Source organism: Variovorax sp. J22P240 (assembly GCF_030316855.1).
Taxonomy (GTDB): Bacteria; Pseudomonadota; Gammaproteobacteria; order Burkholderiales; family Burkholderiaceae_C; genus Variovorax.
This window is the reverse complement of the sequence record NZ_JASZYR010000018.1, coordinates 71,978-85,049: the sequence shown is the minus strand read 5'-3', so window position 1 is coordinate 85,049 and position 13,072 is coordinate 71,978. Positions and strand designations below refer to the sequence as shown.

11 protein-coding genes and 1 riboswitch are annotated in these 13,072 nt (G+C 67.7%); of the genes, 1 reads left to right on the top strand and 10 read right to left on the bottom strand.

Features of this window, described 5'->3' with window-relative positions; all coding sequences use genetic code 11:
• Positions 1–111 precede the first annotated feature (111 nt).
• The 5 genes from QTI24_RS27690 to QTI24_RS27670 form a co-directional block, all read right to left on the bottom strand.
• Positions 112–510, bottom strand: coding sequence for a GtrA family protein (locus QTI24_RS27690; RefSeq protein WP_286604814.1), 399 nt, complete (start codon positions 508–510; stop codon positions 112–114).
• Complete coding sequence (locus QTI24_RS27685; protein WP_286604812.1) at positions 507–1,469, bottom strand: glycosyltransferase family 2 protein; 963 nt, start codon at positions 1,467–1,469, stop codon at positions 507–509. Before QTI24_RS27685 ends, QTI24_RS27690 begins: the two co-directional genes overlap by 4 nt.
• Positions 1,453–3,222 (bottom strand): ArnT family glycosyltransferase, encoded by a 1,770-nt coding sequence (locus QTI24_RS27680; protein WP_286604811.1) that lies wholly within the window; start codon positions 3,220–3,222, stop codon positions 1,453–1,455. Before QTI24_RS27680 ends, QTI24_RS27685 begins: the two co-directional genes overlap by 17 nt.
• A 55-nt stretch (positions 3,223–3,277) precedes the next feature.
• Positions 3,278–6,028 (bottom strand): methionine synthase, encoded by a 2,751-nt coding sequence (gene metH / locus QTI24_RS27675; protein WP_286604810.1) that lies wholly within the window; start codon positions 6,026–6,028, stop codon positions 3,278–3,280.
• Positions 6,029–6,050: 22 nt separating this feature from the next.
• Positions 6,051–6,146: riboswitch (S-adenosyl-L-homocysteine riboswitch) on the bottom strand.
• Between the two features lie 8 nt (positions 6,147–6,154).
• Positions 6,155–6,592 carry a PACE efflux transporter gene (locus QTI24_RS27670; RefSeq protein WP_286604809.1) on the bottom strand — a complete coding sequence of 146 codons (438 nt, stop codon included), beginning with the start codon at positions 6,590–6,592 and terminating at the stop codon, positions 6,155–6,157.
• 100 nt (positions 6,593–6,692) lie between these two features.
• On the opposite strand from QTI24_RS27670, the gene QTI24_RS27665 reads away from it, so the two are divergent.
• On the top strand, positions 6,693–7,580 hold the full coding sequence (locus QTI24_RS27665) for a LysR family transcriptional regulator (RefSeq protein WP_286604808.1): 888 nt from the start codon (positions 6,693–6,695) through the stop codon (positions 7,578–7,580).
• On the opposite strand, the gene QTI24_RS27660 is transcribed toward QTI24_RS27665, so the two are convergent.
• The 5 genes from QTI24_RS27660 to QTI24_RS27640 form a co-directional block, all read right to left on the bottom strand.
• Positions 7,581–8,396, bottom strand: a complete 816-nt coding sequence (locus tag QTI24_RS27660; RefSeq protein WP_286604807.1) for an SH3 domain-containing protein — start codon at positions 8,394–8,396, stop codon at positions 7,581–7,583.
• A 163-nt stretch (positions 8,397–8,559) separates the two neighbouring features.
• Positions 8,560–9,606, bottom strand: a complete 1,047-nt coding sequence (locus QTI24_RS27655) for a homocysteine S-methyltransferase family protein (RefSeq protein WP_286604806.1) — start codon at positions 9,604–9,606, stop codon at positions 8,560–8,562.
• Between the two features lie 58 nt (positions 9,607–9,664).
• On the bottom strand, positions 9,665–10,801 hold the full coding sequence (locus QTI24_RS27650; RefSeq protein ID WP_286604804.1) for a histidinol-phosphate transaminase: 1,137 nt from the start codon (positions 10,799–10,801) through the stop codon (positions 9,665–9,667).
• Between the two features lie 39 nt (positions 10,802–10,840).
• A complete protein-coding gene (hutG, locus tag QTI24_RS27645; RefSeq protein ID WP_286604803.1) occupies positions 10,841–11,659 on the bottom strand; it encodes an N-formylglutamate deformylase in 819 nt (272 codons plus the stop codon).
• 5 nt (positions 11,660–11,664) lie between these two features.
• A complete protein-coding gene (locus QTI24_RS27640; RefSeq protein ID WP_286604801.1) occupies positions 11,665–13,065 on the bottom strand; it encodes a formimidoylglutamate deiminase in 1,401 nt (466 codons plus the stop codon).
• Positions 13,066–13,072: the final 7 nt, after the last annotated feature.

Genomic DNA, 13,072 nt, shown 5'->3' with positions numbered 1-13,072 from the left:
CGGCGCGGCCGAGACCAAGAACCCCGCGGAACCGGCTTTGCCGGCCCGCAGGGGTTGCCCCCGGAAGGGGGGAGGCGGCCACACGAAGTGGGCAAGCCTGGGGGAGAGATCTCATCTCTTGCGCGCGGACTTGAAGACCAGGTGCCGCGCCGACAGGAAGTTGACCGCCAGCCCCGCGCAGCTTCCGAGCGCCACGCCGAGCGCTGGCGCCAGCGGGCCGCCGACCCAATGCAGCGTCAGCACGTAGACCGTGTAGTTCACCATCGCGCCGGCCAGCATGGTCAGCAGGTAGTGCGCGTACTCGCGCACAAGGGACGAGTCCGAGCGCCGGGCGGTGAAGGTGTAGCGCCGGTTCAGCGCCCAGGTCGCGGTGGCCGCCGCGATGAAGGACACCACGCGCGCGCCGTACCACCCCAGAAACGGTGCGACGAGGTAGAGCACGCCGAGATCGACCCCGAAGCCGACCACCCCGACGGCCGCGAAGTACAGGAACTCTCGCCCCGCCTTCATGGCGAGCCGCGATGCCGCACGCCCGGAATGGCCAGGTAGCGCAGCCGCTTGGCTTCCTGCCGGCCGATCGTCACCGTGTGCAGCACCACGCCGCAGACGAAAGCCAGCATCGCGACCAGCATGGTGCCGGTCACGAACACGGCGGTCGGCAGTCGGGGAACCAGTCCGGTGCGCAGGTAGGTGGTGAGCAGCGGCTCGGCCAGGATCACCGACAGCAGTGCCAGCACGCCGGCGACGCTGCTGAAAAACAGCAAGGGCCGCTCACTGACGAAGAGCTTGCAGATGGTCTTCAGGATGCGCCAGCCGTCGCGGTAGGTCGACAGCTTGCTCTCCGAGCCTTCGGGCCGCGAACGGTAGAGCACCGGCACTTCGGCGAAGGGCATGCGCAACTCCAGCGCATGGACCGTCAGCTCGGTCTCGATCTCGAAACCCTCCGACACGGCCGGAAACGACTTCGCATAGCGCCTGGAGAACACGCGATAGCCCGACAGCATATCGGTCAGCCGTCCGCCGAAGAGGCTCGCCACCGCGCCGGTGAGCAGCCGATTGCCGAAGCGATGCCCGCGCCGGTAGGTCTGCGCATCCGCGCCATCGTCGATGCGCGAGCCGACGATCATGTCGAGGTTGTCCCGCACCAGCAGGTCGATGTGCTGGCGGATGTCGCGCACGTCGTAGGTGGCATCGCCGTCGACCATCACGTAGACGTCGGCCTCGACGTCCGCGAACATGCGGCGCGCCACGTTGCCCTTGCCGCGCAATGCCACGTGCGTGACTGTGGCGCCGGTCGCCCTGGCGACCTCGGCGGTGCCGTCGGTCGAGTTGTTGTCGAAAACGTGGATCTCCGCCTCGGGCAGCGCCGCGCGGAATTCGTCCACCACCTGGGCAATCGACAGTGCCTCGTTGAAGCACGGAATCACGGCGGCTACGCGCAGGGCGCGTGGGTCAGGGCTTCCGGTCATTCTTATATTGGAGGTTGCGATAGGCCTTGGCGCCGTCTTTTTCGTACATCAAGGCGAATTGGTCAAGGAAGCCGGGTTGCGCCTCGAGCAATGGCGCATTGGCCACGTCGACGGCGATCGCCTCGAATCCCAGTCCGGCGAGTTTGCGCGCGAATTCGAGGGGCGGCAGGACGATGAAGTCCGAGTACCGCCAGGGCCCGAGCGCGTCGCCCCAGACCGGATTGGGTCCGTAGTAGGTGGCCTCGATCAGTGCGATCTGGTAGACGCGGCCGGTCGCGTGCTGGCGCAGGTAGTCCATGACCGCGTAGCCGGGCACCCGCTTGCGCAAGACGGCTTCACGCTCCACAGGTGTGGTGGCGAACAGCGCCACCTTCCTTCGCGCCTGGTGGACGGAGAAAGTCGCCACGACCACCAGCAGCGCCACGCCGAGCCAGCGCCCTGCCCGGTCGAGCGCGCCGATGAGATCGCGTTCCGGCATCGCCCTGCGCAGCCTGAGTGCGATGGCGCCGAAGATGGTCTGCCATCCCACGGCGGCGGTCAGCGCCAGGATCGGAAGGGACGCCGTCAGGTAGCGCGGATAGCGCGAGGTGAGGCTCCAGACGAACAGCGAATAGACGCAGAACACGAAGGCGGCGCGCAACACGGCGGAACGCTTCCAGTAGGCGCTGAAGGGCACGGCCAGCACGGCCCAGATGAGCGGGTTCGGCAGGCCCGCGTGGTCCTGCACATCCTGGAACTGCATGCGGTAGTCCTGCATGTTCCAGTTGGTGAAGCCGAATACCCGCGCGCCGATCGGATTGAACGGGTCGCCGGTCATGATGGCGTTGCGTGCGTACCAGTACACGCACGGGACCAGGAAGCAGGCCAGCGCCACGCCCAGCACGCGCGGACGGCGCTCGTGCAGGAGCACGAAGACGGCCACCAGCGGCGTGACGGTCAGGGCCTGGTACTTCGAGCCGACCGCGACGCCGAGAAAGAAGGCCGCGAGCGCCAGCCAGCGCACGCCGGTTCGCGGCGATTCGCGCCACCACCACAAGGCCGTGCATGCGGCGAGCACGAACAGCGCGACGCTGGTATCGATCAGCGCGCCGGAGTAGTCGCCCAGCCCGAGCCAGATCGCGGCCCCGATGCACGCCACCACGCGGTTCACATGCACCACGCCCAGGCGATAGACGATCCAGACGGACAGCCATCCTGCGAGCGCGTTCGCGAAGTGCGGCAGCACGTCGTCGCCAACCATCAGCGCCGCGGCGTAGAGCAGGTTGTAGTTGTACGGGAACCAGGGGTAGCGAAGCCAGTCGTAGATGCCGAGCGAGCCGGTGAGCGCCACCTCGCGCGCATAGGGCAGGTGATACATCAGCTCGTCGAACGCGACGGGCGGACCCATCGGCGCCACCAGCGTCGGCACGGCGAGCACCGCGAGCACGACCATCCCCAGCTTCTCGAGCCAGGAGAGTGCCGCCGGCACTTCGCGCATGCGCACCTCCCGCAACCACGCAGGCGCTTGCAGCAGCGCCGCTGCGATGCCGATGGCGAACACCGCCCACACGACGACCACGGCGAACCTGCCGGCGATCGCGAAGGCCTGGAAGACGCAAATGACGAGCCCGATGCCGGTCGCGATGGCCATGGCCGTCTCGAGCCAGACATCGCGTCGCATCGGCACGCCGATGCGCGTCAGCAGCATCCGTCCGATGCCCCAACAGCTGGCGACAAACACCGCCAGCGCCGCGTAGTGCGCGGCAGCAAACATCAATTTCTGAATAAAAAGTCCCCTGCGCCGGTCATGGTTGCGCCGGCCGGTCGTGTCAAAGATTCGGCGCCAGCAGCCGCTCGAGATCCGCTTCTCTCTCATGGCGGCGCGCGGCCTGATCCTGCAACTGGTCGTGCCCGATCTTGCCGACGTTGAAGTAGGTCGAGTCGGGATGGCTCAGATAGAAGCCGCTCACACTGGCGGCGGGCATCATAGCGAGGCTTTCCGTCAGGGTCATGCCAATGTCCGTGCAATTCAAGAGGTCGAACATCGGCCGCTTGACGCTGTGGTCCGGGCAGGCCGGGTAGCCGGGCGCCGGACGGATGCCGCGGTACTTCTCGCCGATCATGTCCTCGTTGCTCAGCGTCTCCTCATGCGCGTAGCCCCAGAGGTCGGTGCGCACTCGGTGGTGCAGTGCCTCGGCGAAGGCCTCGGCCAGCCGGTCGGCCAGCGCCTTGAGCATGATGGCCGAGTAGTCGTCGAGGTCGTCGATGAAGTACTTCTCCTTCTTCTCGACGCCGAGTCCCGCGGTGACGGCGAACATGCCGACGTAGTCCTTCAGCCCCGTCTCGCGCGGCGCGACGAAGTCGGCGAGGCAGCGGCTGGGCCGCATCACGCCTTCGATCATCTGCTTCTCGGTCTGCTGGCGCATGCCGAACCAGGTGAGCGCGGCTTGGGTGCGCGACTCGTCGGTGTACAGCACGATGTCGTCGTCGTTCACCGTATTGGCCGGCCAGAAGCCGATGACGCCGCTGGCCGAGAGCCAGCGGCCTTCGATCAGCCGCTTGAGCATGCGCTGGCCATCGGCATACACGCGCACGGCCTCGGTGCCCACGACCTCGTCCTTCAGGATCGCAGGGAACGGCCCCGCCAGGTCCCAGGTCTGGAAGAACGGGCCCCAGTCGATGTACTTCGCGAGTTCGGTCAGGTCGAAGTTGCGGAACACGCGGCGGCCGATGAACTTCGGCACCGGCGGCAGGTAGTTAGACCAGTCGACCGGGGTCTTGTTGGCGCGTGCCTTGGCGAGCGGCCACAACGGCACCTGCTTCTTGTTGGCGTGCTGGTGGCGCACCTTGTCGTAGTCGGCGTTGATCTCGTTGATGTAGTTGGTCGCCTGCTCCGACAGCAGCGACTGCGCCACGCTCACGCTGCGCGAGGCATCGGGCACGTAGACCACCGGGCCTTCGTAGTGCGGTGCAATCTTGACGGCCGTGTGCACGCGGCTGGTGGTGGCGCCGCCGATCAGCAACGGAATCTTCTTGATGCGGAAGTGCTCGTCCTTCTGCATCTCGCCAGCGACGTACTGCATCTCTTCCAGGCTCGGCGTGATCAGGCCAGAGAGCCCCACGATGTCCGCCCCTTCCACCTTGGCACGCGCCAGGATCTCGTGGCACGGGACCATCACGCCCATGTTCACGACTTCGAAGTTGTTGCACTGGAGCACGACGGTGACGATGTTCTTGCCGATGTCGTGCACGTCGCCCTTGACGGTGGCGATGACGATCTTGCCCTTGGTCCGCACGTCGCGGCCCGCGGCCTCGTCCTGGCGCTTTTCTTCCTCGATGTAGGGGATGAGGTGGGCCACGGCCGACTTCATCACGCGCGCCGACTTCACCACCTGCGGCAGGAACATCTTGCCCTGGCCGAACAGGTCACCCACGATGTTCATGCCGTCCATCAGCGGGCCTTCGATCACGTGCAGCGGCCGGCCGCCCTTGGCCAGGATGGCCTGGTAGGCCTCCTCGGTGTCATCGACGATGAAGTCGGTGATGCCGTGCACCATGGCATGCGACAGCCGCTGCTCGACCGTCACCGGCTGCTCCGGCGTGCCGCGCCATTCGAGCTTCTTGCTCTCGTCCTTGGCGCCGCTCTTCGCGGTCTCTGCCACTTCGACCAAGCGCTCGCCGGCATCGGGGCGACGGTTCAGCACCACGTCTTCGACGCGTTCGCGCAGCTCGGGTTCGAGGTCGTCGTAGACGCCCACCATGCCGGCGTTGACGATGCCCATGTCCATGCCGGCCTTGATCGCGTGGTATAGGAACACGGTGTGGATCGCCTCGCGCACCGGGTCGTTGCCGCGGAAGCTGAAGCTCACGTTCGAGACGCCACCCGACACCTTCGCGCCCGGCAGGTTCTCCTTGATCCAGCGCGTGGCGTTGATGAAGTCGACCGCGTAATTGTTGTGCTCCTCGATGCCGGTGGCGATCGCGAAGATGTTCGGATCGAAGATGATGTCCTCGGGCGGAAAGTCGATCTCGTCGACCAGGATGCGATAGGCCCGTTCGCAGATCTCGATCTTGCGTTCGTAGGTGTCGGCCTGGCCCTTTTCGTCGAAGGCCATGACGACCGCCGCCGCGCCGTAGCGGCGCAGCAGCCGGGCATGGTGGCGGAACTGGTCCTCGCCTTCCTTCATGCTGATCGAGTTGACGATGCCCTTGCCCTGGATGCAGCGCAGGCCGGCCTCGATCACTTCCCACTTGGAGCTGTCGACCATGATCGGCACGCGCGCGATGTCGGGTTCGCTGGCGATCAGGTTCAGGAAGCGCACCATCGCGGCCTTGCTGTCGAGCATGGCCTCGTCCATGTTGATGTCGATGACCTGCGCACCGTTCTCGACCTGCTGGCGCGCGACCGCGAGCGCTTCCTCGAACTGCCCGTTGAGGATCATCCGCGCGAAGGCCTTGGAGCCGGTGACGTTGGTGCGCTCGCCGATGTTGACGAACAGGGCGCCCTCGCCGATCTGCACCGGCTCGAGGCCGGACAGCTTCATCGGGGGAACGAGGACTGGAGAGGAATCGGAGGACATGGGCTCACCTGCGGAACGTCGGATCAGGCGAGCGTCGTTGCAATCCAATGGCTGGAAGCCCAAGCCTGACGCGGCCGTCTCGGGTGAGAACGGCGGCGCTGCAACGCTCCTTGGGAGCCGCGGATTTTACGCCGGCTGCGCCGCGCCCGTGGCCGATGCAGGCAGGCCGAACAGCATGTCGAAAGCCCAGTTGAAGACGAAGGTGTAGATCAGGAAGAACACGACCAGCCCCAGATCCATCACGAGCGCTTCCCACAGGCTCACGTCCAGCCACCAGGCGAAGACCGGCACGAGGAAGGCGACGAGGCCGCCCTCGAAGCCGATGGCATGGGCGATCCGGCGCTTCACGCTGCGGCCACGCACCGGCTGACGGGATTCCCAGCGCTCGAACAGGGCGTTGAAGCTCAGGTTCCAGAGCACCGCGATGACAGATGCGATGACGGCCAGCACACCCGAGTGACCGAGCCCTTGGCCCGACATCACCGCCAGGCCTGCGCTTGCCGCGACGATGGCGATGCCTTCGTAGAGCGTGATGTAGACGACGCGGCGCTTGAGCCCTTGCATGAAATCAATCCGGAGAGGTTGCTGAGGGCCGTACTTTATGTTTGTCATGCTGATATATAAAGTCATCTTCTATCAATTCAATTGACAGGTTGGTGCCGCCATGAGCCTTTCCAGCGACAACGTGGAGGTTTTGCTTGCCGTGATCGACCATGGCTCTTTTTCAGCGGCCGCACGCGCCTTGGGCCGGGTGCCCTCGGCCGTGAGCATGGCGATCGCCAACCTCGAGGCCGAACTCGCCTTGCAACTCTTCGACCGCAGCGGTCGCGAGCCACAGCCGACAGCCGCTGCGCGCTCGCTGGAACCGCAGGCGCGCTTACTAGCGGCGCAACTCAAGCAGCTTCAGGTGCAGGCGCTCGCGCTCACCCAAGGACTGGAAAACCGGCTCACCCTCGCCATTGCGCCCGAGCTTCTCGCAGCGCCCTGGAGCGGTCCGCTGGCCGCGCTGGCGCAGGAATACCCGTTGTTGGAGGTGGAAGTACTCGCCGCGCCGCAGGCCGATGCGCTGACGCTGCTGCACAGCGGGCGGGCCCAACTGGCGCTGGTGTTCGAACGGCCCAGCCTCGACGGACGCGAAGGCTTTCAGGAAGTAGCGAGCGACACCATGGTGGCCGTGATGGCGCCCGACCATCCCGTGCTGGCCGCGGCAGGCGGCCGCCTGCGCGAAGAGCACCTGACGACCACGCGGCAGATCGTGGTCGCGGGGCGCGATCTCGCGACCAGCGATCCACGTTTCGTCTTCGCGCGGCACGTCTGGCGCACCGACAACGCGCTCGCCGCGCTGAGCCTGATCACCGCCGGCCTCGGCTGGGGCTGGCTGCCGCGCAATTTCGCGCGGCCGCACGTGGCGGCGGGCGCGCTGGTCGAGATCCCGTTCGAGAACCTCTCGAACGGGCTGGACCTGTGGGTCGACGTGGTGTGGTCGCGCGAACGGCCGCTGGGCCTGGGCGCGCAGCGCTTCGTCGCGCTGATCGCCCGCAAGAAGGACTGACTAGCCCCCGCGGCCACCGCCCTGACCACCCCCATGGCCACCCCCATGGCCCCCGCCATGACCCCCTCCGTGGTTCCCACCGCCCTGGCCGCCGCCGTGTCCCCCACCGTGCCCACCGCCGCGTCCTCCACCACCGCCCCCCTGCCCCGGCGGCCTTCCGTCGGTCTGGAAGCCCTGCCCCGGCGGCCGCACACCTGGCGGTGGACCGGGAGGCCGGGGACCGCCGCCGTGCGGAGGACGAACACCTGAAGGCGGCGGCGGGCGGATGCCATTGTTCGGGGGCGGGCGGAACCCCGGCGCGGGCGGCGGCCTGAACCCAGGCGGATGCGGCGAATAGCCCGGCCACGGATTGGGACGCCAGCCCGGGACCGGCGGTGGCGGCGGGCGCCAACCGGGCCCCGGGGGCGGCGGCGGACGTCCGCCCCACCAGCGCGGCTGGTTGTACCAGGGGCGGTCGCGGTAATAGTTGCCCCAATAGCTGCCGATCGCGAAGGTCACGAGGGGCACGCCGATCACCGCCCCGTAGGTCGCCAGCGGCACCCGCTGATCCTGGTAGGCGTAGTCGAGGCTCGACGCGTAGGACCAGCCGCGAAGACCGTCCGGCAGCACCACGTCGCACCAGCCGTAGCCCGAAGTGCAGCCCATCACCTGCAGCGGCTGTCCGGGTGGCAGCGAGGCGACCAGCGGATAGTTGTCGCCGGGGCCGGCGCGCAGGTTGACGCCCCCCCGGGTGAAAGCCTGCTGGGCCGTTGCAGCCAACGGAAGCGCCAGGGCGATGGTGCCGATGCCGATCCATCGCCGGGTGAGTGTGTGCATGTAGGAATTCCTTTGCGGATCAGGGTAGGAGGGCTGCTGAGCCGTTGTCAATCAGCCACGGCCTTCCCTGATAACGGCAAAGCGCACCGCCGCGAGGACCGGTCCAACGTTTGGAGAGCTTCTTCACCCCGGCTTCACGTGCGCGCCCGGGGATGCTCGGCGCTCAGGCCGCTTCGCTGTAGAAGGCGGCGCGATGCAGGCTGCGGCCCGCGATCGGCGCGACCGCCTGGCCGATGGCCGCGATGTGCTCCGGCGTGGTGCCGCAGCAGCCGCCCACGATGTTGACCAGCCCCTCGGCCGCGAATTCGTGCAGCAGCCGCGAGGTGACGTCGGGCGTTTCGTCGAAGCCGGTCTCGCTCATGGGGTTGGGCAGGCCGGCGTTGGGGTAGCAGCTGATGAAGGTGTCGTCCGCCACGCGCGCCAGTTCCTGGATGTAGGGCCGCATCAGTGCGGCGCCGAGCGCGCAGTTGAGGCCGATGGCCAGCGGTTGTGCATGCCGCACGCTGTGCCAGAAGGCCGTGACGGTCTGGCCGCTGAGGATGCGGCCCGAAGCGTCGGTCACGGTGCCGCTGATGATCAGCGGCAGGCGCTCGCCGCTGGCTTCGAAGTATTCGTCGACCGCGAACAGGGCGGCCTTCGCGTTCAGCGTGTCGAAGATGGTCTCGACCAGGATCACGTCGGCCCCGCCTTCGACCAGCGCCTCGACCTGCTCGTAATAGGAAGCGCGCAGTTCCTCGAAGTTCACGTTGCGCGCGCCGGGATCGTTCACGTCCGGGCTGATGCTCGCGGTCTTGGGCGTCGGGCCGAGGGCGCCGGCGACGAAGCGGGGCTTGTCGGGAGTGCTGAACTTGTCGCAGGCCGCGCGGGCGAGCTTGGCGGATTCGAGGTTCATCTCGCGCGCGAGATCGGCCATCTTGTAGTCCTCCTGCGCGATGCGGGTCGCGCCGAAAGTGTTGGTCTCGATCAGGTCGGCGCCGGCGGCGAGATAGCCTTCGTGGATGTCGCGGATCACGTCGGGCCGGGTCAGCGAGAGCAGTTCGTTGTTGCCCTTGACGTCGCGCGGGAAGTCCTTGAACCGCTCGCCGCGGTACTGCGCTTCGGTGAGCTTGAAGCGCTGGATCATCGTGCCCATCGCGCCGTCGAGGATGGCGATGCGTTGGGCGAGGATGGCGGGCAGCTGCTGCGCGCGGGTATAGGCGATGGGCTTCATGGCGCCGATTGTAGAAAGCGCCTCCCGTCCCGCCGCAGTGTCGGGTCTTGTCGGCGCCCTACGCTTGCGACGCCCCGACGATCTCGCCCAGCGCGCGCAGGAAGCGCGCGTTGTCTTCGGCCGTGCCGATCGACACGCGGATGAAGTTCTCGAAGCCGGGCTCCTTCCACGGCTTGACGATGATGCCGCGCGCCAGCAGCGCCTCGTTGACCGGGCCGTTCGGCCGGCCCAGGTCGATGAACAGGAAGTTGGCTGCCGATGGCGCGATGCGCAGGCCCGGCAGCGCCATGGCGCGCAACTGCCGCGCGAGCGCGTCGCGCAGCTTCACGGTCTCTGCGACCGTCTGTGTCATGAAGACCTCGTCACCCCACGCGGCCAGCGCAGCGGCCTGCGCGGCCTCGTTGACATTGAACGGCGTACGCACCCGGTCCAGCCACTGGATCAGCGAGGCATCCGACGCAATGCCGTAGCCGACGCGCAGTCCCGCCAGTCCCCAGGCCTTCGAGAAGGTGCGCAGCACGATCCAGGGACGCCGTTGCGCACGCAACGCCGCCAGCGCATCGGGGAAGCCGCGCGCGCGCTGCGCGTACTCGTAGTAGGCCTCGTCGATCACCAGCAGCGTTCCGGCCGGCGTAGCGTCGAGCAGTCGCCCGAAGGCTTGCGCATCGAACATGCAACCGACCGGGTTGGACGGATTGGCGAGCATTGCGATCTTCGGCCCGCGCGCCAGAGCTTCGCACCACGCATCGACATCGAATTCCAGCGCGGGCGTCAGCGCCAGCAGTTCGACCCGGGCGCCCATCATGCGCGGATAGATCTCGTGCAGACCGAAAGCGGGACGTTGCGTCAGCACGCGGTCGCCGGGCGACAGAAAGGCCTGGCACAGCATCTGGAGGATGGACTCGGAGCCGTTGCCGATCACGACCTGCTCGGCGCTGGCGCCGGTGCGTTCGGCAATGGCGGCCCGCAGCGCGGTGCAGTTCGCATCGGGGTATGTCCCGACGCGCATGGCCAGGCCCGCCAGCGAGCGCGCAACGGCCGGGCTCGCGCCGAAGGGGTTCTCATTGCTCGCTAGGCGCGCGATCCGATCGACACCGTAGCGCGAGCGCACTGCGTCCGATGACAGGCCCGCGTTGTAGGGCGGCAGGCCGGGCACCTCGGGGCGCACGAGTTCGCGGATGGCGGCTGCGTTCATGGATTGAATTCTTTCCCGTGGATTCAGAGACGATGAAGCTCAGCCGCGGCGAGATTCGACGAAGTCCAGTACCGAAGTGAGCATGCGCCGCACGTGCGGCTGCACGCGCGCCGCGACTTCAGGCAGGTAGTCGAAGGGCAACGCCTCCTGCATGTAGCTGCACTGCGTCATTTCGAGCTGCACGGCATGCACGCCCTGCGCGGGCTGCCCATGGTGACGCGTGATGTAGCCGCCAGTGAAGCGGCCGTTGAGCACGCTGGTGAAGCCGGTCGCTTCCTTGGCGATGCCCAGCAGGGTCTGCGCGAGCGCCGGATCGCAACTCGCGCCCTGGGCCGTGCCCAGGTTGAGGTCGGTCAGCCTGCCCTCGAAGAAGCGCGGCAGCACCGAGCGGATCGAGTGCGCGTCCCACAGCGCGGCAATGCCATGCTGCGCCTTGATGCGCGCGAGCTCTTCGGCGAGTTGCTGGTGGTAGGGCTGCCAGATGGCCTCGCGGCGCTCGGCGATCTCGGCATCGTCGGGCACGTCGCCGGCCGGATAGAGCGGCGTGTCGTCGAAGGTGTCGACCGGGCACAGGCCGGTGACGCTCTGCCCCGGATAGAGGCTGGCGCCATCGGGCGGACGGTTGAGGTCGACCACATAGCGCGAGTGCGTCGCGACCAGCACCGAGACGCCGAGTTCATCGGCGAAGTCGTACAGCCGCTCCAGATGCCAGTCGGTGTCGGGCACGTGGCGTGCCTCGTCGCTCAGGCGTGCTGCCAACTGCGGCGGCACGTGGGTGCCGACGTGCGGCATCGAGATCAGCAACGGACGCGTGCCGCGGCGAAAGCGGAAAGGGGGCTCGGTGGTCGTGAAAGGCATGGGGCTCAGTCCTTGGATAGAAGTTGGCTGCGCGCGGCGACGAAGGCTGCTGCGGCCTCGTCGTGCAGATCGTGGCGGGTGCATGAGACGCGCGCCTGGCCGGCGACCCGCACGCCATCGATGGCGGAGGTGCGGTGGCTCGCGAACACGTGCGACGAGAGCATCTCCGGCGCTGCAAGGCCTTGCAGCGCGACGTGCGCGGAGTCGAGCACGACGAAGTCGGCCTGCTGGCCCGCGGCGAGACCGGCGATGGCGCGACCTGCGGCCTGTGCACCGCCTTCCGCGGCGCCCAGCGTGAGCGCGGTCGCGACCTCGCGGTGCGCGGTGTCGGCGCCCACGTTGCGCTGCCGCGTGGCGAGACGCTGGCCGTACTCCAGCACCAGCAGTTCCTCTGCGGCATTGACGCAGGCGTGGCTGTCGGAGCCGATGCCCCAGCGCCCGCCGGCCGCGCGCCAGGCGCTGAAATCGAAGATGCCGTCGCCCAGGTTGGCCTCGGTCGTCGGGCACAGGCCGGCAATGGCCCCGCTGGCCGCTGCCCGCCGGTATTCGTCCGCATCCATGTGGGTGGCATGAACAAGGCACCAGCGCGCATCGACCGCCGCGTGGTCGAGCAGCCATGCGACCGGCCGCTGGCCGCTCCATGCGAGGCACGCTTCGACCTCGCCCGTCTGCTCCGCGATGTGGATGTGGATGGGCGCGGTCGCGTCGATGGCGTCCAGGCCCGCGAGTGCATCGCGAAGCGCTGCGGGCGGCACCGCCCGCAGCGAGTGCGGCGCGAGCCCGAGCCCCGCGCCCTGCGCCTTGCACAACGGATGCAGCCGCTCCAGCAGGCGCAGCATCGAATCGGTCGAGCGGATGAAGCGCCGCTGGCCTTCACTGGGCGGCAACGCGCCGAAGCCGCTCGTCTGGTAGAGCACCGGCAGCAGCGTCATCCCGATGCCCGCCCGACGTGCCGCGCGCAGCAGCGCCAACGCGAGTTCCGCGTCATCGGCATACGCCTTGCCGTCGGCGTCGTGGTGCAGGTAGTGGAACTCGCACACCGAGGTGTAGCCCGCTTCGAGCATCTCGATGTAGAGCCAGGTTGCGATCGCTTCGACCTGCTCGGGGGATATCTTCGCGGCGAAGCGGTACATCAGCGTGCGCCAGCTCCAGAAGCTGTCCTGTGCCGCGCCGCGGAATTCCGTCAGTCCGCCGAAGGCGCGCTGGAAGGCGTGCGAATGCAGGTTGGGCATGCCGGGCAGCACCGGCCCGGCCGCGCGCGACGCGTTTGCTGCCGGGGTGCTGTCGGGTGTGACGGCCAACAGTTGGCCGCTCGCATTCCATTCGAGCAGCACGTTGCGCGCCCAGCCAGTGGGTAACAAGGTATCGGCAGCGAAGAGAGAGCGTTGGGCTTCAGGCAAGGGCATGGCGGTC